This is a genomic window from Streptomyces callyspongiae, assembly GCF_047200695.1.
Classification (GTDB): Bacteria; Actinomycetota; Actinomycetes; order Streptomycetales; family Streptomycetaceae; genus Streptomyces.
In genome coordinates this window covers 194679-219753 of sequence record NZ_JBJZOM010000005.1, presented here as the reverse complement: position 1 = coordinate 219753, position 25075 = coordinate 194679, and the positions used below count along the sequence as shown (strand labels likewise).

Here is a 25075-nt window from a genome sequence, read left to right as displayed (position 1 = left end):
CGGTCAGCCCGCGAGCTGCTCGGCGAGGGCGCGCAGGGCCAACTCATAGGAGCCGACGCCGAATCCGGCGACCGTACCGCTCGCCACCGCGGCGACGACCGAGGTGTGCCGGAACTCCTCCCTGGCATGGGGATTGGACAGGTGCACCTCGATGAGGGGAGCCGTGCGCTGGGCGGCCGCGTCCCGCATGCCGTACGAGTAGTGCGTAAAGGCCCCGGGGTTGAGCAGCACCGGGAGGGCCCGGTCCGCGGCCTCGTGGAGCCAGCGGATCATCTCGCCCTCGTCGTTGGTCTCCCGAACCCGTACGCTGAGTCCGAGTTCCTCGCCGAGGCGGGTGCACCGCTCCACGAGCCCGGAGTAGGACGTCGTCCCGTACACCTCGGGTTCGCGGGACCCCAGGCGGCCGAGGTTCGGGCCGTTGAGGACCAGCACCTCGCGCCCGCTCACGCCGCGATCTCCGCGTGGGCGGCCAGCAGCATCGCCGGGTCCGGTCCTTCCAGCACCCCGGGCCGTGCCAGGCCCTCGAGGACGATGAAGCGCAGCATGTCGCCGCGGGACTTCTTGTCCACCTTCATCGTCTCCAGCAGCTTGGGCCACTGGTCGCCCCGGTAGGTGACGGGCAGGCCCAGTGCCGTGAGCACACGCCTGTGGCGTTCTGCGGTCGCGTCGTCCAGTCGGCCCGCGATGCGGCCGAGTTCGGCCGCGAAGACCATGCCGACGGACACGGCCGCGCCGTGCCGCCATTCGTAGCGCTCGTTCTTCTCGATCGCGTGTGCCAGCGTGTGGCCGTAGTTGAGGACCTCGCGGCGGCCGGCCTCCTTGAGATCGCCGGAGACCACGTCGGCCTTGACCTGGATGGACCGCCGCAGCAGCTCGGTGGTGTGGGGACCCGCGGGCAGCCGCGCTGCTTCCGGGTCCTTCTCGATCAGGTCGAGGATCGCGGGATCGGCGATGAAGCCCGCCTTGACGACCTCGGCGAGTCCGCTGACGTAGTCGTGGGGCGAGAGCGACTCCAGGGCGGCCAGGTCGCACAGCACGCCCGCCGGCGGGTGGAAGGCTCCGACGAGGTTCTTTCCCTCCGCGGTGTTGATCCCCGTCTTGCCACCGACCGCTGCGTCGACCATGCCCAGCACGGTGGTGGGGACGGCAACCCACCGCACCCCGCGCAGCCAGGTCGCGGCGACGAAGCCGGCCAGATCCGTGGTGGCGCCACCGCCGACTCCGACGATCACATCACTGCGGGTGAACCCGGTCTGCCCCAGGGCCTTCCAGCAGTAGGCGGCCACCTCGGCGGTCTTCGCCTCCTCGGCGTTGGGGACCTGGATCGCGACCGCTTCCCACCCCTGCTCCGCGAGGTCCTCGCGCAGCACGTCGCCGGTCTCCGCCAGTGCCTCGGGATGGACGACGGCGACCCGCTTCGCCCCGCTGCCGATCAGCTGGGGCAGCTCGCCGAGCAGCTGCCTGCCGACGAGCACGTCGTAGGCGTCGGTACCGGCACTGCCGCCGACGGTGATGCGTACAGGGGCGTCGGTGTTCATGCCTGCGTGAGCTCCAATGCGTCGAGGACGGCCTGGGCCACCTCGTCGGGGTCGCGGTCGTCGGTGGTGACCACGGCACGTGCGACCTTGGTGTACAGGGGACGGCGCTCCTCCATCAACTGCCGCCACGCCTTGCGGGGGTTGACGGTGAGCAACGGGCGGGGGGCGTCGAGCCCGACGCGGTGGACGGCGCTGGAGAGGGACATGTCGAGGAAGACCACCGGGAGTCCGGCGAGCAGCGCGCGTGTCTCCTCGGCGAGGACAGCGCCACCGCCCAGTGCCAGTACTCCGTCGTGCCCGGCCACGGCGTCGGCCACGGCCCGCCGCTCCAGTGCGCGGAAGTGGGGTTCGCCCTCCTCGAAGAAGATGTCGGGGACGGCTTTGCCGGCCGCCTCCTCGACATCGGTGTCGGTGTCGCGGCAGGTGGTCCCCAGGCGCCGGGCGAGCAGCGCACCGACAGTGGACTTGCCCACTCCCGGCGGGCCGACCAGGACGACGGCGGGGCCGTTCATCGGATCTCCAGACCGTCGAGGTAGCCGGTGACGTTCCGGCGGGTCTCGGCGACACTGTCGCCGCCGAACTTCTCCGCCACCGCGTCGGCCAGCACCAGGGCGGTCATGGCTTCGGCGACGATCCCCGCTGCGGGGACCGCGCAGACGTCGGAGCGCTGGTGGTGGGCGGCGGCTGCCTCACCGGTCCCGACATCGACGGTGGCCAGGGCCCGCGGAACCGTCGCGATCGGCTTCATGGCGGCGCGGACGCGCAGGAGTTCACCGGTGGACAGCCCCCCCTCGGTACCGCCGGAACGGCCCGAGAGGCGTCGGATGCCGTCCGGAGTGGGCTCGATCTCGTCGTGGGCGCGGGATCCCGGGACGCGGGCGAGGTCGAAACCGTCGCCGAGCTCCACGCCCTTGATCGCCTGAATCCCCATCAGGGCCCCGGCCAGTCGGGAGTCGAGCCGCCGGTCCCAGTGCACGTGGGAGCCGAGACCGACGGGAACCCCGTACGCGAGGACCTCGACCACTCCCCCGAGCGTGTCCCCGTCCTTGTGGGCCTGGTCGATCTCCGCGACCATGGCCTCGCTCGCGGCGGGGTCCAGGCAGCGCACCGGGTCCGCGTCGAGCCGGTCGACGTCTCCGGGAACGGGCAGACTGCCGTGCGGCGCCCGGGTCGACCCCAGTTCGACGACGTGGGAGACGAGTTCGATGCCCGCGGTCTCCCGGAGGTAGGAACGGGCGACGGTCCCCAGCGCGACCCGCGCTGCCGTCTCCCTGGCGCTCGCGCGCTCCAGTACCGGGCGCGCCTCGTCGAACCCGTACTTCTGCATGCCGGCGAGATCCGCGTGGCCCGGGCGGGGGCGGGTGAGAGGGGTGTTGCGGGCGAGCTGCTCCAGTTCCCGGGGGTCGACCGGATCGGCCGCCATCACCTTCTCCCACTTGGGCCACTCGGTGTTGCCCACCATCACCGCGACCGGGGAGCCGAGGGTACGACCGTGGCGGACGCCGCCCAGGAAGGTGACCTCGTCACGCTCGAACTTCATGCGGGCGCCACGGCCGTAGCCGAGCCTCCGCCGCGCGAGTGCGTCCGCGACCATGTCGGTGGTGACGGGTACTCCGGAGGGAAGCCCCTCCAGTGTCGCCACCAGTGCCGGTCCGTGCGACTCTCCGGCGGTCAGCCAGCGCAACCTGCTCAACGGTGCTCCTCGGTTCCGCGTCCGGCAGGGCGTCCCGGACGCACATCTGTGCCTGGTGCCGATCCTCCCACGTCGCGGCGGGCGCGCGCGGGAGCGGTCCGGCTGCCGGACGGTCTCAGGCCGGGCCGCGGGCCAGGGCGCGCTCACCCGCGGCCCGCATGGCCGCCAGTGGGGCCGGGGAGATTCCCGTCATCTGCTCGACCTGCAGCACGGCCTGGTGGACGAGCAGGTCGAGACCGTTCACGACGGCCCCGCCGGCACGGCCCCACGCCGCGGCGAACGCGGTGGGCCACGGGTCGTACAGCACGTCGAAGAGTGTCGCGGCCCCGGCGGGCACGTCCGGAGCGAGGTGGTCGGTGCTCCCGGCGGGTGTGGTGGCGACGACGAGCGGAGCACCGAGGCCCTCCGGCGCGGTCTCCCACGGCCTGGTCCGCACCGGCACGCCGAGCCGCTCCCCCCAGCCGCGCATCTCCTCGGCACGGTTCCCGCTGCGCACGTACGCGGTGACCTCTCCGGTGCAGACGCGGGACAGCGCCGCGAGCGCCGAGGCCGCCGTGGCTCCGGCGCCGAGCACCGTCGCCCGTTCCACCTGGCCCACCCCCCGTTCGCGGAGGGCGGCGACCATGCCAGGGATGTCGGTGTTGTCGCCCGTCCGGCGCCCGTCGGCGCCGATGACCACCGTGTTCACCGCCTCGACCGCGGCTGCGCCGGCGCTGACCTCGTCCAGCAGCGGAATGACCGCACGCTTGAGCGGCATGGTCAGCGACAGTCCCGCCCAGTCGCCGCTCAGCCCTTGGAGGAAACCGGGCAGGCCCGCCTCGTCGACCTCGAAGCGTTCGTAGGTCCACTCGTCCAGGCCGAGTTCGGCGTAGGCGGCACGGTGCAGATCCGGCGACAGGGAGTGCGCGATCGGGCTGCCCAGAACGGCGGCGCGCCTGCCGCTCACTGCTTGGCCTCCTCGTACTTCTGCACGTTGCGCCGGTGCTCCTCGTAGGTGTCGGAGAAGACGGTGTTGTTCTCCGTCACCGAGACGAAGTAGTACCAGTCGCCGTCGGCGGGCTGGAGCGCGGCGTGCAGCGCCTCGGCGCCGGGGCTGTTGATGGGCCCGGGCGGGAGCCCCTTCCGGGCGTAGGTGTTGTAGGGGTCGTCGAACCGGGCCATGGCGCTCGGCGACGGGACGTCGAGCGTGGACTGGTTCTTGGCGTAGTTGTAGGTGGAGTCGAACTGCAGGTACCCGTTGGTCTCCGTGTTGCCTGGCTTCAGGCGGTTGTAGACGACGCGGGCGACCTTGACGAAGTCGTGCTTGTACTTGCCCTCCGCCTGCACGAGCGAGGCGACGGTGAGGACGTCCCGCGGGGAGTCCATGCCCAGCCGCTCGGCCTCGTCGGCGAGGTCGGCCTTCTCGTAGTGGCTCTCGGCCCTGTCCACCATCTTCCGCAGCACGTCCGCGGGTTCCGTCTCCTCGGTGACGCTGTACCGGGACGGGTAGAGGAATCCTTCGATCCGGCCGTCGGCCCACTTCGGGAGCCCCAGGTCGGTGGAGTCGGCCGCCTCGGCGGTGGTGCCCTCGGGCGCCCCCGTCCGGTCGTCGATCAACGCGAAGACCTTCGACGCGCGCAGCCCCTCGGGCACGATGAGCGTGCTCTGGCTGGCGGGGTCGAGCATCAGGTCGATCGCGGCCGCGGCGGACATCTCCCGGTGGAGGGTGTAGACGCCGGGCTGGATGGACTGCGCCTTGTCCGCCTCGCCGGCCGACGCCTCCGTGAAGGCGCCGGTGCTCTTGATGACCCCGGCCTTCTCGAGCGCGACGGCCATGTCGGTGACGGAGGAGCCGTCCTCGATCTCGACCTGCACCGAACCGCGGCCCTCCCCGGAGTAGTCCGGGGCCGGTGCGAAGTGCGACTCGTAGAAGCCGTAGCCGAACCAGGCGGCGGCGCCGACGACGGCACCCAGCAGTACGAGCACGCCCAGACAGGCGGCACTGCTGCGCCGCTTGGTGCCGCCCCGGTTGCGGCCGCCGCGCCCGCCGGCGGCGTCGTCGCCGTCGCCCTCGTCCTCCGCGTCGTCGTCACGGAAGAACGCGCTCTCGCCCTGGTCCGGCCCCGGGTCCCAGCCGGTCTCCGGATCGGGCCCGCTGCGGGGCAGCCCGCTGCCGGGTCCGGCGGGTTCGGGTTCGGGTTCGGGTGCCGCCGGAACGGCCTCCATGCCGTACGGATCGGTGGCGCCCGTGTCGTACGGGCCGCCGGACGGCCCCGGGTCGTAGGCGTCGCCGCCCGGATGCGCCGTCCAGCCGTGCCCGGCGTGGGCCTGGGAGGGGTACGGGGCGCCGTAGCCGTAAGGATCCTGGGACGGGACGGGCTGCTGGTACCCGGTGTCGTCGTGCACGGGGGGGATGTACCCGGTGTCTCCATAGCCGGGGGCCGGGTAGCCCTGGTGGGGCTGCTGCAGGTAGGAGGGGTCCGTGTACGGGGCGGTGGGGTACGCACCGGTCTGGTGGGGGTCCGACATTCCGTAGCCCTGGTAGGCGTCCCGGTAGGGCTGGGCGTAGGGGTCCGGTACGGCCTGGCTCCAGTCGCCGTTCGGCCCGCCCTGCCGGTCGCCGCCCCATCCCTGATCTCCGAAGAGCGGGTCCTCGGCATGCCACGGTTGCGAGCCGGAGCCCCGGCCATAGTCAGTCATCGGTCCCCTAGCGCCGCCGGACGGCTGCTCTGGTGTGCGCGGTAGCCGCGCGCGGGCGTGTTCCTGTGCCGGTGACGCCGCTGTGTTCGAACGCCTGCCGACGCGCGAACGTTACCGTATCGCGATCAGACAACCACTTCGACGCACTCTCCGGGCGCCTGCCCGGAGGTGCGTTCCGTCTCCAGAGCGCTCTGCAGGATGACGACGGCGGCCGCCTGGTCGATGCGCGCTCTGCCCTTCTTCGCGCTGACGCCCGACGCCCGCATGCCCTGCGCCGCGGAGACCGTGCTCATCCGTTCGTCGACGAGGCGGACCGCGACGGGCTGCACCCGCCGGGCCAACTGCTCGGCGAACGCACGCGTCTTCGCCGCGGCGGGCCCCTCGCGCCCGGTGAGGGAACGCGGCAGGCCGACGACCACCTCGAGGGGTTCGTACTCCTCGACGAGAGAACCGAGCCGCCGCAGGGCGGCCGGGACGTCCCGGCCCGGCACGGTCTCCACAGGTGTCGCGAGGAGCCCGTCGGGGTCGCTCGACGCGACCCCGATCCGGGCGTCCCCGACATCGATGGCGAGCCGCCTGCCCCGACGCATCAGCCCGCCTCGGCGACCAGCCGCTCGACGGCGGCCATCGCCTCGGTGACGGCTTCCGGGTTCTGACCGCCGCCCTGGGCGACGTCCGGCTTCCCGCCGCCGCCACCACCGAGGGTCTTGGCAGCGGTGCGGACGAGGTCACCGGCCCGCAGACCGCGGTCCCTGGCCCCGTCGTTGGTCGCGACGACGGTCAGCGGACGTCCGTTCGTGACCGTGAACAGTGCGACGACCGCCGGCCGCCCCTGCAGCCGTTCGCGCACGTCGAGCACGAGGGTGCGCAGGTCGTCCGCAGTGGTGCCGTCGGGAACCCGGCCGACGGCCAGGGCCGTGCCGCGTACGTCCTTCGCGCCCTCGGCCAGGCCCGCTGCGGCCTGCAGGACCTTCTCGGCGCGGAACCGCTCGATCTCCTTCTCGGCGTCCCGCAGCCGTCCGAGGACTCCGGAGATCTTCTCCGGCAGCTCCTCCGGCCGCCCCTTGACCAGTTCGGTCAGCTGGGACACCACGGTGTGCTCCCTGGCGAGGAACTTGTAGGCGTCGACACCGACCAATGCCTCGACGCGCCGCACCCCGGAGCCGATGGAGGACTCGCCGAGCAGCTTGACGAGTCCCAGCTGCGCCGTGTTGTGGACGTGGGTGCCGCCGCACAGCTCCTTGGAGAAGTCGCCGATGGTCACCACGCGGACCTGCTCGCCGTACTTCTCGCCGAACTCGGCGAGTGCACCCTGCTTCTTGGCCTCGGCGATGGGCATCACCTCGGCGGTGACGTCCAGTTCCCGGGCGAGCACCTCGTTGATCTTCTGTTCGACGTCGGTCAGCACGGTGCCCGGCACGGAGGAGGGCGAGCCGAAGTCGAAACGGAAGCGCCCCGGGGAGTTCTCCGAACCGGCCTGCGCCGCGGTCGGCCCGAGAGCGTCCCGCAGCGCCTGGTGGGTCAGGTGGGTGGCGCTGTGGGCGCGGGCGATGGAACGGCGCCGGGACACGTCGATCACGCAGTACGCGGGCGAGCCGACGGTCACCTCGCCGACCTGCACGACGCCCTTGTGCACGGTGACTCCGGGGACGGGCTGCTGGACGTCGCGCACTTCGACGACGGCGCCGTTCCCGAGCCGGATCCTGCCCGTGTCGGCGAGCTGCCCACCGCCTTCGGCGTAGAACGGGGAGCGGTCCAGCACGACCTCGACCCGGTCGCCCTCGTGGGCGGCGGGGGCGGACACACCGTCGACGAGCAGACCGACGACGGAGGCCTCCCCCTCGGTGTCGGTGTAGCCGGTGAAGACGGTGGCGCCCGAGGAGTCGGCGACGGCGCGGTAGGCGGAGAGGTCGGCGTGCCCGGTCTTCTTGGCACGGGCATCGGCCTTGGCGCGGTCCCGCTGCTCCTTCATCAGCCGGCGGAAGCCTTCCTCGTCCACCGACAGGCCCTGTTCCGCGGCCATCTCCAGCGTGAGGTCGATGGGGAAGCCCCAGGTGTCGTGGAGCAGGAACGCCTTGTCGCCGGGAAGCACCTTGCCGCCGCCGGCCCGGGTTTCGGTGACGGCGGTGTCGAGGATGTTGGTGCCCGCCTTGAGCGTCTTGAGGAAGGCGGCCTCCTCGGCGAGTGCGACCGTCTCGATGCGCTTGCGGTCCTCGACGAGCTCGGGGTACTGGGGGCCCATGGCCTTGATGACGGTGTCCGTGAGCTCGGCCACGGTAGGACCGCTCGCCCCGAGGATGCGCATGTTGCGGATGGCGCGGCGCATGATGCGGCGCAGCACGTAGCCGCGCCCCTCGTTGCCGGGCGTGACACCGTCACCGATCAGCATGATGGCGGTACGAATGTGGTCGGCCACGACGCGCAGCGAGACGTCCGCGATCTCGTCGTCGCCGTAGCGCGTGCCGGTCAGCTCGCCCGCCTTGTCGATCACCATGCGCGAGGTGTCGATCTCGTACAGGTTGTGCACGCCCTGCAGGATCATCGCGAGACGCTCGAGTCCGAGACCGGTGTCGATGTTCTTGGTGGGCAGCTCGCCGAGGACGGGGAAGTCGGTCTTCCCGGAGCCCTCACCACGCTCGTACTGCATGAAGACCAGGTTCCAGATCTCCACGTAGCGCTCGTCGTTGACGGCGGGGCCGCCCGCTTCGCCGAACTCCGGGCCGCGGTCGTAGTTGATCTCCGAGCAGGGGCCGCACGGGCCGGGCACGCCCATGGACCAGTAGTTCTCCTCCATGCCCAGGCGCTGGATGCGCTCGGCGGGCACGCCGACGTCCTCGCGCCAGATGCGCTCGGCCTCGTCGTCGTCGGTGTAGACCGTGACCCACAGGCGCTCGGGGTCCAGGCCGTAGCCACCCTCCTCGACGGAGCTGGTGAGCAGCTCCCACGCCAGTTCGGCCGCGCCCTTCTTGAAGTAGTCGCCGAAGGAGAAGTTGCCGCACATCTGGAAGAAGGTGCCGTGGCGGGTGGTCCTGCCGACCTCTTCGATGTCCGGGGTGCGCACGCACTTCTGCACGCTGACGGCCCGGTTGTAGGGCGGGGTGGTCTCGCCGAGGAAGTACGGCTTGAACGGAACCATCCCGGCGTTCACCAGGAGGAGTGTGGGGTCGTCGGCGATCAGCGACGCCGACGGCACGACGGTGTGCCCCCGCTCCTCGAAGAAGCGCAGCCAGCGGCGGCGGATTTCAGCCGACTCCATCAGTGGTCCTCATTCCGGTCGTAGTCGTAGTGGTGGGCGGTCGTTCCCGGCCGGGGCGGGCGGGCCCGGGCGGGGAGTTCGGGGTGCCGCGCATCGGGCGAGGCGCGCAGGCCGAGCGCGTCGGTGAGTTCCTCCTCGCGCTGCGCCATGCCGGCGCGCACGTCGAGGGCGAAGTGCCTCAGGCGGGTTCCGGACTCGAGTGCCTTGTCGGCGGCCCGTGCCGCGAGGGAGTCGGGCGCGAGGCTCCGGAGCTTGCGGTTGACCTTGGTGGTGGCCCATACACCGGCGGCTGCGCCGGTGGTGAACCAGAAGGCGCGACGGAACATGGCGCGGGAATCAGCCTTCTCTGCGTGGTTTGCGCCCACCGCGACGGGCGGTGGGCAGGGTGCGGCCGAGTACGACGGTGCGCGGGGGCGGCGCCTGCGCGCCCCGGCGACCGAAGGCCCGGCGCACTCCGTAGCCGAACGACGCCACCTTGACCAGCGGTCCGCCGAGCACGGAGGAGACAGTGGTCGACAGCGCGTTCGCGTTGGCGGTGACCTCCTGGACATCGGAGGAGATCGAGTCCACCCGCTCCAGCTGCGTCTGCGCGGAACGGACCGTGGCGGAGGCCTCCGTCAGCAGCGGGACAGCCCGTTCCGTCACGCCGTTCACCAGCTTGGTCGCCGCTTTGAGCGTCTGCGACAGTCTCACCAGCACCACGGCGAGGAACGACACCAGGATCGCCCAGAAGACGGCCACCAGGAGGCCGGCCACTTCACCACCGGACACGCTGCTCTGCTTTCCTCGTCGAAGTTCGGGACCGCGTGACGCCCGGGAGCGCGGTCGCCCCGGACGATGCGGCAGGTACCGACCCTATCGCGCCCGGGTACAGCACCCGAACCGCTTTACCGGCCGGTGCGCCGAGGGGGCGGGCGCGCCGAGGGGCACCCGACCCCGGCGCTCCCTGTTCCGCCCGCGGGCCGACGGTCACGGGTACTGCTGTGCACTCGCCCAGGAAGGGTGCGCGCGGGCGCAGCGCAGCGCGAACAGGATCGTGGCGGCCTCCGCGGGGCGCGTCGCCCGCAGGCCCGTCAGTTCGGTGAACCGGCCGAGGCGGTTCAGCACTGTGTTGCGGTGGCAGTAGAGCCGCCGGGTGGTCTCGGCGACCGAGCCGGAGTCGCAGTAGGCGGTCACCGTTGCCACCAGCCGTTCCCGCTCGTGATCGGGCAGGGCCTCCAGCGCGCCCAGCACGGAGTCTGCCAGCAGAGCTCCGGTGTCGCCCAGACGTGCGGCGGCGAGCGGCATCCATGCCTCACTGAGCGGAACCGGGCCGGAGGCCCTGCCGTCCAGCGAGGCCGCGACGGCTTCCGCGACCCGCACCATGGCCGGTACGCGGTGCAACCCGCCAGCCACGGGAGCGACGGCGCAGGGCACACCGGCAAGCCAGTCCGACGGCAGCTCGCGCCGGTCCTGCGGAAGGCGTGCCAGGAGCAGCAGCATGCCGTGGTGCTGGTGGAGGTGGGCCGCGTCCGCTCCGATCCGGGCCGCGGCCCGGCGGAGGTGCTGCTGTGCCTCGGGCAGCGCCGCGGCCACCGCGAAGCGGTCCTGGAGGTCGGCCTGGAGCAGCGTGGCCGCCTGCGACACCAGCTGCTGGTCGCGCCCGTCGGAGGAGAGGAGCCGCCCGATCATCGCCGCCTTCTCCCGCTCCCGCTCCCGGGCCTGGACGGCGATCTCGTCGAGGTAGGACGCGTGCGCCTCCACCGTGTGGAACTCCACGGCCTCCCAGACGCGCACGGCGGACAAGGTCAGCTGCGGCAGCCCCTCGGGAGGGGTGCGTTCGGTGAACACCTCCCACAGCACCCGGAAATCCATGCGCACAGCTTGGAGCAGCCGCTCCAGGGGGACCCCTTGGCGGGCGCGCCGGCGCCCCAGACGCTGCGGGGTCTCCCGCAGTTCGCGGGTCACGGGCAGTCCTCCGATCATGCGCAGCAACATCTCGAAGCAGGCACGAGCGGTCTCCCGGAGGTCCTGGAGCGGAACGCTGCAGCGGTAGTCGTCGAAGGCCGACACCTCGTCCACGTAGCGGTCGACGAGAGCGTCGACCTCGTCCAGGCAGTCGCGGACCAGCGTCCGCAGTTCGGCGGGCGGCGGCCCGGGGGCCCGAGGAGCGGTGCCACCGGGGTCCTCGTCGGCGATTCCGGAGGTGTTGTGCATGTGCACAGTATGCGCGCCCGAGTCCGGAGCGATTCCGGCATTGCCGCACCACCGGCCGACGGGCAGGCTGCCCGGGACGCCGTGACCGCGCAGCCGGGATTCGTCCCGTGAGCAGGAGGAGGCCGATGCATCTCACGCCCCGGGAACAGGAGCGTCTGCTGTTGTCCTCCGCCGCCGAACTGGCCCGCAGGCGGCTGGGACGCGGCGCGATGCTGGGGGCGACGGAGGCGGTCGCTCTCGTCTGCGACGAGATCATGGAATGGGCCTGGGACGGCCTGCCGCTGCCCGACGTCGTCGAACGGGCGGCCGCCGTGGTTCCGCGGGACCGGCTGCTCCCCGGGGTCGCCGAGGCGGTGCCCAGTGTGCAGGTGGAGGCGCTGTTCCCGCACGGCACCGCGCTGGTGCACGTCACGGAGCCGTTCGGCCCGGGCAGCGGGAGCGGGCCGGGCGCCGTACTGACGGGTGACGAGGACGCCGCGCTGGCACCGGGACGGCCTCGACGGGACCTGGTGGTCAGCAACACCGGACGCCGCACGGTCTGGATCTCGTCGCACTACCCCCTGGAAGAGGCCAACGCCGCGCTGGAGTTCGACCGGGAGGCGGCGCGGGGGCACCGTCTCGACGTTCCCGCCGGCACCTCCGTGGAGTTCGCGCCCGGCACCACCACCACCGTCGCCGTCGTCGCACGGGGAGGAGACGCATGAGCCGCATGTCGCGCAGGGACTACGCGTCCCGGTACGGCCCCACCACGGGCGACCGCGTCCGGCTGGCCGACACCAACCTGTGGGTGCAGGTGGAGGCGGACGACACCGAGCCGGGCGAGGAACTCCTCGGTGGCTGCGGCAAGACCGCCCGCGACGGCCTGCTGGTCACGGACCGGGCACCGCGCGAAAGTGCCCTGGACATGGTGGTCCTCGGAGTCGTGCTGCTCGATCCGCTGCTGGGTGTGCGGAAGACCAACATCGGGATCAAGGACGGGCGGATCGTGGGTACCGGCCGTGCCGGCAACCCCCGTACGGCGGACGGCGTCGAGCTCGTGGTCGACTCGCACACAGCGATGATCACCGGCGAGGGGCTGCTGGCCACTCCCGGCATCGTGGACTCGCACGTCCACCTCTCCAGTCCCGAAGTGGTTCCGGCGGCCCTGGCCGCCGGGGTGACCTCCATGGTCGGCATGGGGATCGGCGGCGTCTGGGACGTGGGCGCCAACCCGGCGTACAACCTGCACAGTCTCATCGAGGGCTGGCGGGATGCTCCGGTCAACGTCGCGTTCCTGGCACGGGGTTCGTCCTCGTCCCAGGAGTTGCTGGAACGGGCCGTCCTGGCAGGGGCGGGCGGCTTCAAGATCCACGAGGACTGGGGAGCGACGCCGCGGATCGTCGACACCTGCCTGGGCGTCGCCGAACAGGCCGACCTGCCGGTCGCCCTGCACACCGACACGCTCAACGAGTCCGGATACCTGGCCGACACGCTCGACGCCACCCGCGGCCGGACGGTGCACGCGTACCACGTGGAGGGCGGCGGCGGGCATCCGGACCTGCTGGAGATCGTCTCGCAGCCGCACGTGCTGACCTCGTCGACCACCCCGACGCTGCCCCTCACTCCGGCCACCGTCACGGAACTGCTGCCGATGACCATGACCGTGCACCGCGGCCACCACGGGGTGAGCAGCGATGTCTCCATCGCGGCGAGCCGCGTTCGCGAGCACGCCATCGCGGCCGAGAACGCCCTGCACGACCTGGGGGCCATCAGCATCGTCAACTCCGACTCGATGGGAATGGGCCGGATCGCCGAAACAGCGCGGCGCACCTGGCAACTCGCCCACGTCCAGGCAGAACTGGCCGGTGAGAGCGGACCGGAGACGGTGAACAACGCCCGGGTGCTGCGCTACCTGGCGAAGACCACGCTCAACCCAGCGGTGGCACACGGCATGGCGCAGGAGGTGGGATCGCTCAGGCCCGGCGCCCTCGCCGACGTGGTGCTGTGGCGGCCCGCGTACTTCGGGGCCCAGCCGGAACTGGTGCTCAAGTCCGGCTTCGTGGCATGGGGACAGAGCGGTTCCGGTTCGGGCTCCACGAGGCTCACCCAACCACGGGTGATGCGGGAGTACTTCGGCGGGATGGGCGGTGCGCCCCGACGGCTGTCGCGCGTGTTCGTCTCGCGCGCCTGCCTCGAGGACCGGGAGGCGGCCGGACAGCTGCCCCGCGGCGTGCGCTACGCCCCGCTCGCCGACAGCCGCGGCCTGACCCGGAACGACATGGTCGCGAACACCACGGTGCCGCGGGTATCGGTACCCACGACACCGGACCCGGTCCTGGTCGACGGGCGTGCCGTTCCCGTGCACCGCGCCGCCGACCTGCCGTTGACACGCCTGCAGAACCTGGCCTGAGGCCACGAGGGGGAGGAACGACATGCTCGACCTGAAACTGACCGGTGCCCGCATCCGCACCGTGGACGACGACCGCCCGTACGCCCGCACCCTCGGAATCCTCGCGGGCCTGGTGGTCGGACTCGACGAGGCGGTGGAGGACCTGCCCGCGCGGACGGTGCTGGACTGCGGCGGAGCGACCGTCGTGCCGGGGTTCGGCGACGCCCACAACCACATGGCGTGGTACGGGCAGTCCCTGGACCAGGTGGATCTGTCCTCGGCCCGGACGCACGAGGAAGTCCACGAGGCCGTCGCCCGCAAGGCGGCCGCGCTGCCGTCCGACGGCTGGATCGTGGGGTCGGGCTACGACCACACGGTGCTGGGCGGGCACCCGCACCGCTCGGGGCTGGACCGCGCGGGCGGCGGCCGCCCGGTGTGGCTGACGCATCGTTCGGGGCACATGTGCGCGGTCAGCAGCGCGGTGCTGGACCGGTGCGGGGTGCTGGACGGCACCGCGACCGAGCCGTCCGGCGGCGTCGTCGTTCGCGACGCCCGCGGCGAGCCCACCGGCGTGCTCCAGGAACGGGCACAGGAACTGGTCACCGCTCTGGTCATGCCCTACTCGGTGGAGGAGCTCGCGACCGCGGTGGGCCGGGCGAGTGCCGTCTACGCCTCCGAAGGCCTCACCCATGTCACCGAGGCGGGGATCGGTGCCGGTCTGATCGGCCGGAGCCCCGCCGAGGCGGCCGCGTACCAACGCGCCAGGGAACGCGGCACGCTGCGCACCCGGGTGGAGCTGATGACGGCCGCTGACAACCTCCACTCCCTGGCGACGCATCCGGACGACGGCATCGTCACCGGAATCGACCTCGGTCTGCACACCGGCTTCGGCGACGACCACCTGCGGCTGGGCCCCATGAAGATCTGGCTCGACGGGTCACTGGTGGGCCGGACCGCCGCCCTGACCGAGGCCGCCTGCGGCCATGAACACGGCGGCGCCGTCTACCAGAACGAGCCCGGGGACATGCGGCGTCTCATCGTCGACGCGCACCGGGCGGGGTGGCGGGTCGCCGCGCACGCGATCGGCGACGAGGCCGTCGACCTGGCGCTGGACGCGTTCGAGGAGGCCCAGCGCACCGCGCCGCGCCCGGACGTCCGCCACCGCATCGAGCACTCCGCGGTGGTCCGCCCCGACCAGTTGGACCGGTACGCGGAACTGGGCGTGACGCCGGTGCCGCAGGCCCGGTTCCTGCACGCTATCGGCGACACCATGGCCGAGGCCCTGGGGCCGTCACGGGTGGACTGGCTCTACCGGCACGGGACCTTCCTGCGTCACGGGCTGCGCGTTCCGGGGAGTTCGGACCGCCCGGTGGCGGCCGGCGCGCCACTGCTCGGCATGCAGTCGATGGTCGAGCGCCTCAGCCGCGACGGGCGCCTCCTCGGTGCCGACGACCGGGTGACGGCCGAGACGGCCCTGCGCGCCTACACCCTCGACGTGGCGTGGGCGGGCCACGGCGAGCACCGCCGCGGCAGTCTCGCTCCCGGCAAGCACGCCGACTTCGTGCTGCTGGCCGAGGACCCGGTGGAGACCCCGAGCGGCCGGATCGGCGCCATCGAGGTCCTCGCCACCTTCGTCGCCGGCCGCTGCGTCCACGGCGCGGACGCCGTCGAGAAGCGAACGACCCCCACCGGCCCGGTTCCCGGGGCCGACTGAAGTACCGCACGCAAGGAGCACCTCATGAAAGAGACGGACCGGTCCACCGCCGGAGGAGATGCCGCACCGAGGAGCGCGGACGCACCGGTGGTGACCGGCAAGGAGGCCGGACGGGTCGCCTTCGCCGCCTTCGTCGGCACCGCGCTGGAGTGGTACGACTACTTCCTCTTCGGAACCGCCGCGGCACTGGTCTTCAACCGGTTGTTCTTCACCTCGCTGGATTCCACCGCGGCGACGCTGGCGGCCTTCGCCACGTTCGGTGTGGGCTTCGCCGCCCGCCCGATCGGAGCCGTCGCGTTCGGCTGGCTCGGAGACCGGATGGGACGCCGCCCGGCGCTGCTGATCACGGTCGTCGCGATCGGCGCCGCAACGGGGCTGATCGGCTTCCTCCCCGGATACGCCTCGATCGGCCTGGCGGCTCCCGCCCTGCTGGTGCTGCTCCGCCTGCTCCAGGGTGTGGCGGTCGGCGGCGAGTGGGGCGGCGCCGTCACCCTCGCGGTCGAACACGCGCCGCCGGGGAAACGGGGACGCTACGCGGCACTCCCGCAGATCGGCTCCCCTGTGGGCACCCTGATGTCCTCCGGGGCCTTCGCCCTGGTCCTGCTGCTTCCCGACGACTCCTTCGACGCCTGGGGGTGGCGGCTGCCGTTCCTGGCCGCGTTCCCCATGCTGGGCATCGCCGTCTACGTCAGGCGGCGGATCGAGGAGTCTCCGCTGTTCGACGCGATGCTCGATGACGACGACCGGGCGAAGGTGCCGGCGCTGGAGGTGTTCCGCCGGGCATGGCGGCCGCTGCTGGTCGCGATGGCCTCGGCGCTCCTGGGCATCGGCGGCTTCTACCTGCTGACGACGTTCATGATTTCCTACGGGGCGGACACCCTGGGGCTGTCCCGGAGTCTGATGGTGGACGCGACGCTGGTGGCCGCCGCTGTCGAGATCCTGGTCATCCTCGCCATGGGCCGACTGGCCGAACGGCTGGGGCCGGACCGGGTGACGCTGTGGGGCGGCGTGGTCGGCGCCCTTGTGGCGTTCCCGCTGTTCTGGCTGGTGGAGACGGAGAACCCGGTGGTCGTCGTGCTCGCGGTGACCGCGGGGATCGGCGTGGTCTCGATCGCCTACGCGGTGACGGGCGCGCTGCTCACCGAGCTGTTCCCCGCGCGGTTGCGCTACAGCGGCGTCGCGCTGGCCTACAACCTGGCGGGAGCGCTGACGGGCTTCCTGCCCGCGATCGCCACCGCACTGCTCGATGCCGGTGACGGCTCCTCCTGGCCGGTGGCGCTGCTGCTCGCGGGGATTTCCCTGATCACCGCCTTCGGCGGGCTCGCCGCCCGGCGGATGCGGGTGACGGACAACGTCGTCTCCGCGTGAGGCGGCGGCCGTGAACGCCGCTGCGGCCGGTGCCCGGGTCCGGGCACCGGCCGCAGCGGCGTCGCTCAGCGAGCGTAGTACTCGACGACCATCTGCTCGTCGCACACCACGGGGACCTCCTTGCGCTGCGGCTCCCGGTCGAGGCGGAAGGCGAGAGCCTCGAGGTTCACCTCGAGGTAGCGCGGCGTCTCGCCGTCGGGGGCGTAACCGCCCTCCCGCGCGACGAGGAACGGCTGCTTGGCGCGGCTGCGCTCGCGCACCTGCACCACGTCGTCCGGACGCACCCGGAACGAGGGGGTGTCGACCTTGCGGCCGTTGACCCCGATGTGGCCGTGCACGACCATCTGGCGCGCCTGGTAGATCGTCCGGGCGAGACCGGCCCGCAGCACCAGGGCGTCGAGGCGGCGCTCGAGTTCGACGATGAGTGCCTCACCGGTCTTCACGCCGGTCTTGCGGGCACGGTCGTAGGCCCGGGCCATCTGGCGCTCGCTGATGTCGTACTGGGCGCGCAGCCGCTGCTTCTCCAGCAGGCGCACCTTGTAGTCACTGTTCTTCTTGCGGCCGCGACCGTGCTCGCCCGGCGGGTAGGGACGATGCTCGAAGTACTTGACCGCCTTGGGCGTCAGTGCGATGCCGAGGGCACGCGACTTCTTGACCTTGGGACGCGACTGGTTCACGGGAAACGGACCTCCTGTACGTTAGGTAAGGCTTACCTTAGCGAAGGAGTGCGCGTGTTTCGACCAGGGAGTCCCCACCACGAATCCGGTGACGGTGCGAACGAAGTGGAGCAGCCGCGTCCCGTGGAGGGCGCCCGGCAGCCCTCGGCCGCCCAGCGCCTGCGCACTCTCGTGGAATCCAGCGTATCGGCCGTCCTGAGCATTCCCGGAGCCGGAGGCCCGGCCCCGGCGCTGCCCGGGCACGATGCCGTGCCGGTGCGCGCCGTGGACGACGGCGGCTCGGTGATCCTCCTGCTCCGGAGCACGCATCCGGCCGCCGCAGCCCCGCTCGGTCCGGGCGAGGAGCGTGTCGCGGTGATGGAACTCACCGACGTGGCACCGGTCGCCGTCCCCCACAGGGTACGGGCACGGGCGAGTGTGGCCGGCTGGCTCTCCGCAGTCGCGGAGCCGGGCCGGGAGGACTGCCTGCGACTGCTCGACGAGCGCGGCTCCGGCACCGGACCGCCACCGGGCGCAGCGGGGACGCTGCTGCGCCTGGAGGTCGGCGAGGCACAGCTGGACGACCTCCGGGGCCGGGCGGAGATCGAGCCCGACGAGTTCGCCACCGCCCCGGCGGACCCGCTGGCCGGCGTGGAGACGGAACTGCTCCAGCACCTCGCCTCGGCCCACGCCGGACAAGTCCGCCGACTGTGCGGTCTCCTGCCGTCCGACCCACGGTCCTCCGGGCCGTGTCGCGCCGCCCCGGCGGACCGGGTGGTTCCCCTCTCCCTCGACCGCTTCGGACTCCGGCTGCGGCTCTGCGGCGAAGGGGGCTGCCGGGACGCGCACTTCCCCTTCGACGAGCCCGTCAGCGGCATCGCCGGGCTGCGCCGTGCCCTGCGTCGTCTCTTCGAGGCCACGGAACGCTGAACCGGCGCGTCCCGGCCGCCGCAGGAGGGGGCGATGCCGCGGGTCAGCCCTGCTGCTCGTCCCGGGAGGGCGCCTGACCGCCGTCGCCGGACAGCCGGGCGCGCACCCGTTCCGCGACGTCGGCGTACCGCGCCTCGGCGCCGTAACGGGTCGGGACGTAGTAGCGCCTGCCGCGGACCGCGTCGGGAGCATACTGCTGCACCGCGACGCCCCCCGGGAGGTCGTGCGGATACTGGTAACCCTGCCCGTGACCGAGCTTCTGCGACCCCTGGTAGTGCGTGTCCCGGAGATGCGCGGGCACCGGCCCGGCCAGGCCCGCGCGCACGTCCGCGAGGGCCGCGTCGATCGCCAGATAGGCGGCGTTGGACTTCGGTGCCAGTGCCAGGGCGACCGTGGCCTGCGCCAGGGTGATGCGCGCTTCCGGAAAGCCGATCATGGCGACGGCCTGGGCGGCGGCAACCGCCGTCTGCAGGGCGGTGGGGTCGGCCATCCCGATGTCCTCGCTCGCGGAGATCATCAGGCGCCGGGCGATGAACCGCGGGTCCTCGCCCGCTTCGATCATGCGTGCCAGGTAGTGCAGCGCCGCGTCCGCGTCGGAGCCCCGGATCGACTTGATCAGGGCGCTGGCGACGTCGTAGTGCTGGTCGCCGTCCCGGTCGTAGGTCACGGCCGCGCGGTCGACGGCCTCCTCCAGCGAGGCCAGGCCGAGGACCGTCTCGCCCTTCGCCAGGACGGCACCGGCTCCGGCCTCGAGCGCGGTGAGGGCCCGCCGGGCGTCACCGCCCGCCACCCGGAGCAGATGCTCCTCGGCCTCGGCGGGGAGCGATACGGCGCCGCCGAGGCCGCGCTCGTCGGTGACGGCGCGGCGCAGCAGCCCGCGCACGTCCTCCTCGGTGAGCGGCTCGAGGGTGAGCAGCAGCGACCGCGACAGCAGCGGCGAGATCACCGAGAAGTACGGGTTCTCGGTGGTGGCGGCGATCAGGGTGACCCAGCGGTTCTCGACCGCCGGGAGGAGGGAGTCCTGCTGGGCCTTGCTGAAACGGTGGATCTCGTCCAGGAAGAGCACGGTGTCCTTGCCGTAGGCCCCCGACGCCCTGCGGGCGCCGTCGATGACGGCGCGCACCTCCTTGACGCCGGCCGTGATGGCGGAGAGTTCCACGAACCGGGCATCGGTCGCGCGGCTGACCACGTGGGCGAGAGTGGTCTTCCCCGTGCCGGGAGGCCCCCAGAGCAGTACGGACGAGGTGCCGGCGGGGCCGCCGCCGCCCTCTCCGACCAGACGCCGCAGCGGCGAACCGGGACGGAGCAGGTGCTGCTGCCCGACGACCTCGTCCAGGGTCCGCGGACGCATCCGCGCGGCGAGCGGACGGGCCGACGGTTCCTCGGCCTGACGGTCCTCGGCTGCGGAGGTGAAGAGATCGGGTTCCACTCCGAAAACCCTAAGTCACGCTGCCGACAGCGGCTCCCGGGGTACGCGGTCGCTGTCGCAGACCGCCGGGCCCGAGGGTCAGCTGGTCCAGAAGGTCCACCAGTTCGTGAGGATCAGCATGCCGATCACCCCGGTGTGCATCACGGGGAGCACCCAGGGGAACTCCTCGACGAAGCCACGCAGGGCGGCGGGGGCGGGCAGGAAGCCGCGCACGATGTTGTGGCTCGTGACGTACCAGAACATGAAGATCGTCGCGACCCACGCGAGGCAGCACCACAGGCAGAGGGACCCGATGACGTACAGGGACTGGTACTGGAGCCAGGTGACGAACCCGAGTCCGAAGAGGCACCCGGCGTTGAAGGTGAGCCAGTACCAGCGCGGGAAGCGGGTGCCGGTCAGCAGGCTCACCCCGACCGCGATGACCACGGAGTAGGCCACCAGACCCATCAGCGGGTTGGAGAACCCGAAGACGGAGGCCTGCGGACTCTCCATGATGTTGCCGCAGGAGACGACCGGGTTGAGGCTGCAGCCCGGGGTGAAGGTCTCACCCTCGATCTTCGCCTCGAGGATCTTGGTCTTGTCGAGGGTGATCACCCAGGCCGCGAGCAGCCCCATCGCCCCGGTGACGATCAGCAGCCAGGCGAGGACCCGGCCCGCACCCGCGCCGGCCGCGCCCTGCTCGCGCCCGTCCGTGCCGGTACGGGCATGGCCGGAGGGTGCCGTGGTCGTCATAGTGCGTCGCGTCCTGTCGTCGGCGGGGTCGGGGGACATGAACCGTCACTCATTCTGCACCAACGGCGCGGGGGCCGTCAGAGCTTCGCCCGAACCTCGCTCACCACTCGTTCGAGTGGGACCGGGTGCTGCTCGCCACTCTCCAGGTCCTTGACCTGGACGACGCCGTCGGCGAGATCCCGGTCGCCCAGCACCAGCGCCACCCGGGCCCCGGACCGGTTCGCGGACTTCATGGCGTTCTTCATGCCCTTCCCGCCGTAGGCGAAGTCGGTGGCGACTCCCTCCCGGCGCAACGCGGTGACGGCCCCGAAGAGGGCGCGGCGGGCGTCCTCCCCGAGCGGTACGGCGAACACCTCGGTACGTGCCGGAAGATCGAGTTCCACACCCTCGGCGCGCAGCGCCAGGACGGTACGGTCCACACCCAGCGCCCAACCGACGGAGGGCAGTTCCGGTCCGCCGATCATCTCGGAGAGTCCGTCGTACCGCCCGCCGCCGCCGACGGCCGACTGGGAGCCGAGCCCGTCGTGGACGAACTCGAAGGTGGTCCGCGTGTAGTAGTCCAGGCCCCGGACGAGCTTCGGGTCGTCCTCGAAGTCGACGCCGGCCGCCGTGAGCAGCTCGCGGACCTGCTCGTGGTAGGTCCTGCAGTCCTCGCACAGGTGGTCCCGCATCATCGGCGCCCCCGTGAGCTGCTGCTGCACGCTCTCCCGCTTGTCGTCGAGCACCCGCAGCGGGTTGACCTCGATCCGCTTGCGGGTGTCGTCGTCCAGATCCAGACCCCGCAGGAAGTCCTGGAGTGCCGCCCGGTAGGCCGGGCGGCACTGCTTGTCCCCCAGGGAATTCAGCAGCAGGCGCACCTGACGCAGTCCGAGCGACCGGTAGGCGTCGGCCGCGAGGATGATCAGCTCGGCGTCCAGGGCCGGATCCTCGGTGCCGAGCGCCTCGGCGCCGACCTGGGAGAAGTGACGGTAGCGGCCCGCCTGCGGACGCTCGTAGCGGTAGTAGGAGCCCGAGTACCACAGCTTCGCCGGCAGCGCGCCGCGGTGCAGACCGGCCTGCAGCGCGGCCCGCAGCACGGAGGCGGTTCCCTCGGGGCGCAGTGCGAGCTCGTCGCCGCCGCGGGTGGTGAGGGTGTACATCTCCTTGGTGACGATGTCGGTGGACTCGCCGACGCCTCGGGAGAACAGACCGGTGTGCTCGAAGCCCGGTGTCTCGACGTACTCGTATCCGGCGCGGCGCAGCGGGGCGGCGAACGCCTCCCGCACGGCCAGGAACCGTGCGGACTCCGGGGGGATCAGGTCATAGGTGCCCTTGGGGGCGGAGAAGGTGCTCATGATGCGTCTTCGCTCGTCACATTCCTCGTCGCGGCGCGGCGCCGGGGGCGCCGCCCGGACCGCCGGCGGCAACCTCCCGCAGGAACGGGTTGGTCTCGCGCTCGCGGCCGATGGTGGTCTGGGGGCCGTGGCCGGAGAGCACCACGGTCGAGTCCTCCAGCGGCAGGCAGACGCGTGCCAGCGAGTCGAGGATCTCTGCGTGGTCGCCACCGGGCAGGTCGGTGCGTCCGATGGAGCCGGCGAACAGGAGGTCGCCCGAGAAGAGGACCGGCGGTACGTCGGTCTGCTCGGGCATCCGGAAGGTCACCGACCCCTTGGTATGCCCGGGTGCGTGCGCGACCGTGAGCTCCAGGCCCGCCAGGCGGAGCGTCGTCCCCTCGGACAGCTCCCTGAGGTCGTCCGGCTCCCCGATGGTCAGTTCGTCCATCAGCGGCTTCCCGATGACCCGCCCCATCGCCTTCTCCGGATCGCTCATCATGTAGCGGTCCTCGGGGTGGATCCAGGCCGGCACGTCGTGCGCGCCGCAGACCGGGACGACGGAGGCGACGTGGTCGATGTGTCCGTGGGTGAGCACGACCGCCACCGGCTTCAACCGGTGCTTGGCCACGGTCTCCCGCACGCCCTCGGCGGCCTGGTGGCCCGGGTCGATGATCACGCACTCCTCGCCGGCGGCGGGGGCGACCAGATAACAATTGGTCCCCCAGGCCCCGGCGGGGAACCCCGCTACGAGCACATTCGTCCTTCGGTCGTCCGGCGGTGGGCAACGGCTGCCGCAGAGCCTACCGGCGCCGGTACGTGCGCCGCGAATGCGTATACGGTACGGCCAGGTTCCCATCCGTACGCACGTACGCACCCGCATGTCCGTGAAGGAGACTCCCGTGGTCAGCAGTGAGCAGCGGCGGAAGCAGCTCGCACGCGAGAAGTACCTGCGACAGCAGCAGCGCCGCCAGGAAACCCGCCGCAAGGCACGCGCCCGGAACGTGGCGATCGCCGCCGGCGCGGCCGTCGTGCTCGCTGCGAGTGCCGCCTACGCGGCCACGGGCGGTCTGGGCGGCGAGAAGAAGGACGCCGCGGCCGATGCGCAGCCGACTCCCTCGCCGACGGCCGAGAAGGAGGCGCCGGACCCCTGCGACAAACCCGCCAAGGGCCAGCCGAGCGGTGATCAGTGGGACAAGGAACCCGCGATGAGCATCGACGAGTCGGCGCAGTACACGATGACGCTCGACAGCAGCTGCGGGAAGATCGACATCGGAATGGACGCCTCGAAGGCGCCGCACACGGTGAATTCCTTCGCCTTCCTGTCGGAGAAGGGCTACTTCGACCACACCAGCTGCCACCGGCTGACCACCGAGGGCATCCACGTGCTCCAGTGCGGCGACCCGACGGGGCAGGGCACCGGCGGACCGGGCTACACCCTCCCGGACGAGAACCTGGACGCCGAGGCCGTCGCGGACGGCACCTACCCGGCCGGCACGGTCGCCATGGCGAACACGGGCCAGAAGCACACCGGGGGCAGCCAGTTCTTCCTGGTCTACAAGGACAGCAAGCTCCCGCCGAGCTACACGCCGTTCGGCACGGTCTCCGACGGGGGCATGAAGGTGCTGAAGAAGATCGCCGACGCCGGGGTCCAGGGGCCGGGCTCGGACGGGGCGCCGGTCGCCACGATGGTGATCGACAAGGCGGAGGTCACGAAGTCCTGACGGGGTGCCGCCCGCACCGCACGAGCCGTGCGGGCGCCTGATCAGCGGTGTCCGTGCGGGCCCGGCAGGCGGGCCCGCACGATTCGGACCGCGCAGGATGCGGACAGCGCGCCCACGGTTCGCTTATGTTGGGCGTGACGACAACTGTGGACGATGCCCCCGGGAGCGGTGCTCCCGGCTGGGGTGTCATGTGGAGGAGGCGCTGTGAGCAGCGATCCGTGGGGCCGCGTCGACGAGGCCGGCACCGTGTACGTACGTACCCCGGACGGCGAGAAGGTCGTGGGCTCGTGGCAGGCGGGCTCTCCGGAGGAGGCACTGGCCTACTTCGAGCGGAAGTACGACGGTCTGGTCGTGGAGATCAGCCTCCTCGAGCGCAGGGTGAAGACGACGGATCTGTCCAGCAAGGACGCGAACACCGCGATCGAGCATCTGCGCGAGCAGGTCGATGCCCATCACGCCGTCGGGGACCTGGCGGCGCTCCGCGAGCGGCTCGACCGCCTTGCCGAGACGGTCGAGAAGCGCCGTGAGGAGCGGAAGGTCCGCAAGGCGAAGCAGGCCGAGGATACCCGCCGGGCCAAGGAGGAGGTCGTCGCCGAGGCGGAGCAGCTCGCCGAGAGCGACCAGTGGCGGGCGGCCGGTGAGCGGCTGCGCGCGCTGGTGGAGACGTGGAAGGGGCTCCCCCGGCTGGACCGGAAGTCCGACGACGAGCTGTGGCACCGCTTCTCCCATGCGCGCTCGGCGTTCTCCAAGCGGCGCAAGGCGCACTTCGCCCAGCTCGACGCGCAGCGCGAGGAGTCGCGGCGACGCAAGGAGAAGCTGATCACCGAGGCGGAGTCGATGTCCGACTCCCGCGAGTGGGGCCCGACGGCTGCGAAGTACCGCGACCTGATGCAGGAGTGGAAGGCGGCGGGGCGCGCGCAGCGTGAGCACGAGGAGGACCTGTGGCGCCGGTTCCGAGCGGCGCAGGATGTCTTCTTCCAGGCGCGTTCGGAGGTGTTCGCGGAGCGCGACGCCGAGCAGCGGGAGAACCTCGCGCGCAAGGAGGAACTCGCCGCGGAGGCCGAGAAGCTGCTGCCGGTCACGGACCTGAAGGCGGCACGCTCCGGGTTCCGTTCACTCAACGAACGGTGGGATGCGGTGGGCCATGTGCCGCGGGACGCCAAGGCCCGGATCGAGGGGCGGATGCATGCCGTGGAGCGCGCCATCCAGGACGCCGAGGAGGCGGAGTGGCGGCGCACCAACCCGGAGGCCCGTGCGCGTGCGGAGGGCCTGACGGGACAGTTGCAGGACGCCGTCGACAAGCTGCGTGAGCAGGCGGAGAAGGCGCGGAAGGCAGGCAACACCGCCAAGGCGGCCAAGCTGGAGCAGGAGCTGGCCGGGCGCCAGGCGCTGCTGGACCAGGCTCAGAAGGGGCTGGAGGAGTTCGGCGGCTGAGCGCCGCCCGGTGAACCTGTGACGAGCGAGAGGGGCCCCGCCCGGTGG

Annotated in this window: 23 protein-coding genes; 7 read left to right on the top strand and 16 right to left on the bottom strand. The window is 71.9% G+C overall.

Going from position 1 to position 25075, the window contains the following annotated elements:
• Window positions 1–3 precede the first annotated feature (3 nt).
• The 11 genes from aroQ to ACL06G_RS06620 form a co-directional block, all read right to left on the bottom strand.
• A complete protein-coding gene (gene aroQ, locus ACL06G_RS06670; protein WP_412784309.1) occupies window positions 4–447 on the bottom strand; it encodes a type II 3-dehydroquinate dehydratase in 444 nt (147 codons plus the stop codon).
• Window positions 444–1538 (bottom strand): 3-dehydroquinate synthase, encoded by a 1095-nt coding sequence (gene aroB / locus ACL06G_RS06665; RefSeq protein ID WP_412784308.1) that lies wholly within the window; start codon window positions 1536–1538, stop codon window positions 444–446. The genes aroQ and aroB overlap by 4 nt, the downstream gene beginning before the upstream one ends.
• The gene (locus ACL06G_RS06660; protein WP_412784307.1) at window positions 1535–2050 is read right to left on the bottom strand and encodes a shikimate kinase; all 516 of its coding nucleotides are present in this window, start codon (window positions 2048–2050) and stop codon (window positions 1535–1537) included. The genes aroB and ACL06G_RS06660 overlap by 4 nt, the downstream gene beginning before the upstream one ends.
• Window positions 2047–3231 (bottom strand): chorismate synthase, encoded by a 1185-nt coding sequence (gene aroC, locus ACL06G_RS06655; RefSeq protein ID WP_412835564.1) that lies wholly within the window; start codon window positions 3229–3231, stop codon window positions 2047–2049. Before aroC ends, ACL06G_RS06660 begins: the two co-directional genes overlap by 4 nt.
• Before the next feature lie 115 nt (window positions 3232–3346).
• On the bottom strand, window positions 3347–4177 hold the full coding sequence (locus ACL06G_RS06650; protein WP_412784305.1) for a shikimate dehydrogenase: 831 nt from the start codon (window positions 4175–4177) through the stop codon (window positions 3347–3349).
• Window positions 4174–5910: an endolytic transglycosylase MltG gene (gene mltG / locus ACL06G_RS06645; RefSeq protein ID WP_412835563.1), complete on the bottom strand. Its 1737-nt coding sequence runs from the start codon at window positions 5908–5910 to the stop codon at window positions 4174–4176. Before mltG ends, ACL06G_RS06650 begins: the two co-directional genes overlap by 4 nt.
• Window positions 5911–6035: 125 nt before the next feature.
• Window positions 6036–6500, bottom strand: coding sequence for a Holliday junction resolvase RuvX (gene ruvX / locus ACL06G_RS06640; protein ID WP_412784303.1), 465 nt, complete (start codon window positions 6498–6500; stop codon window positions 6036–6038).
• The gene (gene alaS / locus ACL06G_RS06635; RefSeq protein ID WP_412784302.1) at window positions 6500–9166 is read right to left on the bottom strand and encodes an alanine--tRNA ligase; all 2667 of its coding nucleotides are present in this window, start codon (window positions 9164–9166) and stop codon (window positions 6500–6502) included. The genes ruvX and alaS overlap by 1 nt, the downstream gene beginning before the upstream one ends.
• On the bottom strand, window positions 9166–9492 hold the full coding sequence (locus ACL06G_RS06630; protein ID WP_412835562.1) for a DUF6167 family protein: 327 nt from the start codon (window positions 9490–9492) through the stop codon (window positions 9166–9168). The genes alaS and ACL06G_RS06630 overlap by 1 nt, the downstream gene beginning before the upstream one ends.
• A gap of 10 nt (window positions 9493–9502) precedes the next feature.
• The gene (locus tag ACL06G_RS06625) at window positions 9503–9937 is read right to left on the bottom strand and encodes a DUF948 domain-containing protein (protein WP_412784300.1); all 435 of its coding nucleotides are present in this window, start codon (window positions 9935–9937) and stop codon (window positions 9503–9505) included.
• A 198-nt stretch (window positions 9938–10135) separates the two neighbouring features.
• Window positions 10136–11362 carry a PucR family transcriptional regulator gene (locus ACL06G_RS06620; RefSeq protein ID WP_412835561.1) on the bottom strand — a complete coding sequence of 409 codons (1227 nt, stop codon included), beginning with the start codon at window positions 11360–11362 and terminating at the stop codon, window positions 10136–10138.
• Window positions 11363–11487: 125 nt separating this feature from the next.
• Here ACL06G_RS06620 and ureA point away from each other — a divergent pair, with 125 nt between their 5' ends.
• From ureA to ACL06G_RS06600, 4 genes are read left to right on the top strand one after another with little or no spacing between them, the layout of a single operon-like run.
• On the top strand, window positions 11488–12066 hold the full coding sequence (gene ureA, locus ACL06G_RS06615; RefSeq protein ID WP_412784298.1) for an urease subunit gamma: 579 nt from the start codon (window positions 11488–11490) through the stop codon (window positions 12064–12066).
• Entirely contained in the window at window positions 12063–13751 is a 1689-nt protein-coding gene (locus ACL06G_RS06610; protein WP_412835560.1) for an urease subunit alpha, read from the top strand. Before ureA ends, ACL06G_RS06610 begins: the two co-directional genes overlap by 4 nt.
• Window positions 13752–13773: 22 nt before the next feature.
• Window positions 13774–15444 carry an amidohydrolase gene (locus tag ACL06G_RS06605; RefSeq protein WP_412784296.1) on the top strand — a complete coding sequence of 557 codons (1671 nt, stop codon included), beginning with the start codon at window positions 13774–13776 and terminating at the stop codon, window positions 15442–15444.
• A gap of 24 nt (window positions 15445–15468) precedes the next feature.
• Window positions 15469–16812 (top strand): MFS transporter, encoded by a 1344-nt coding sequence (locus tag ACL06G_RS06600; protein ID WP_412835559.1) that lies wholly within the window; start codon window positions 15469–15471, stop codon window positions 16810–16812.
• 65 nt (window positions 16813–16877) lie between these two features.
• Here the strand turns inward: ACL06G_RS06600 and rpsD are convergent, their stop codons facing one another.
• Window positions 16878–17489 carry a 30S ribosomal protein S4 gene (gene rpsD, locus ACL06G_RS06595; protein WP_412784294.1) on the bottom strand — a complete coding sequence of 204 codons (612 nt, stop codon included), beginning with the start codon at window positions 17487–17489 and terminating at the stop codon, window positions 16878–16880.
• Between the two features lie 54 nt (window positions 17490–17543).
• Here rpsD and ACL06G_RS06590 point away from each other — a divergent pair, with 54 nt between their 5' ends.
• On the top strand, window positions 17544–18398 hold the full coding sequence (locus ACL06G_RS06590; protein WP_412835558.1) for a DUF2470 domain-containing protein: 855 nt from the start codon (window positions 17544–17546) through the stop codon (window positions 18396–18398).
• Between the two features lie 43 nt (window positions 18399–18441).
• Here ACL06G_RS06590 and ACL06G_RS06585 read toward each other — a convergent pair whose 3' ends face one another.
• The 4 genes from ACL06G_RS06585 to ACL06G_RS06570 form a co-directional block, all read right to left on the bottom strand.
• The gene (locus ACL06G_RS06585; protein ID WP_412784292.1) at window positions 18442–19827 is read right to left on the bottom strand and encodes a replication-associated recombination protein A; all 1386 of its coding nucleotides are present in this window, start codon (window positions 19825–19827) and stop codon (window positions 18442–18444) included.
• A 78-nt stretch (window positions 19828–19905) separates the two neighbouring features.
• Window positions 19906–20559 (bottom strand): vitamin K epoxide reductase family protein, encoded by a 654-nt coding sequence (locus ACL06G_RS06580; protein ID WP_412784291.1) that lies wholly within the window; start codon window positions 20557–20559, stop codon window positions 19906–19908.
• Window positions 20560–20636: 77 nt separating this feature from the next.
• Window positions 20637–21893, bottom strand: coding sequence for a histidine--tRNA ligase (gene hisS, locus ACL06G_RS06575; RefSeq protein WP_412784290.1), 1257 nt, complete (start codon window positions 21891–21893; stop codon window positions 20637–20639).
• Window positions 21894–21909: 16 nt separating this feature from the next.
• Window positions 21910–22626: an MBL fold metallo-hydrolase gene (locus ACL06G_RS06570; protein WP_412784289.1), complete on the bottom strand. Its 717-nt coding sequence runs from the start codon at window positions 22624–22626 to the stop codon at window positions 21910–21912.
• Between the two features lie 145 nt (window positions 22627–22771).
• On the opposite strand from ACL06G_RS06570, the gene ACL06G_RS06565 reads away from it, so the two are divergent.
• Both ACL06G_RS06565 and ACL06G_RS06560 read left to right on the top strand, forming a co-directional pair.
• Window positions 22772–23593 carry a peptidylprolyl isomerase gene (locus tag ACL06G_RS06565; protein ID WP_412784288.1) on the top strand — a complete coding sequence of 274 codons (822 nt, stop codon included), beginning with the start codon at window positions 22772–22774 and terminating at the stop codon, window positions 23591–23593.
• A 204-nt stretch (window positions 23594–23797) separates the two neighbouring features.
• Window positions 23798–25027: a DUF349 domain-containing protein gene (locus tag ACL06G_RS06560; RefSeq protein WP_412784287.1), complete on the top strand. Its 1230-nt coding sequence runs from the start codon at window positions 23798–23800 to the stop codon at window positions 25025–25027.
• Window positions 25028–25075 lie beyond the last annotated feature (48 nt).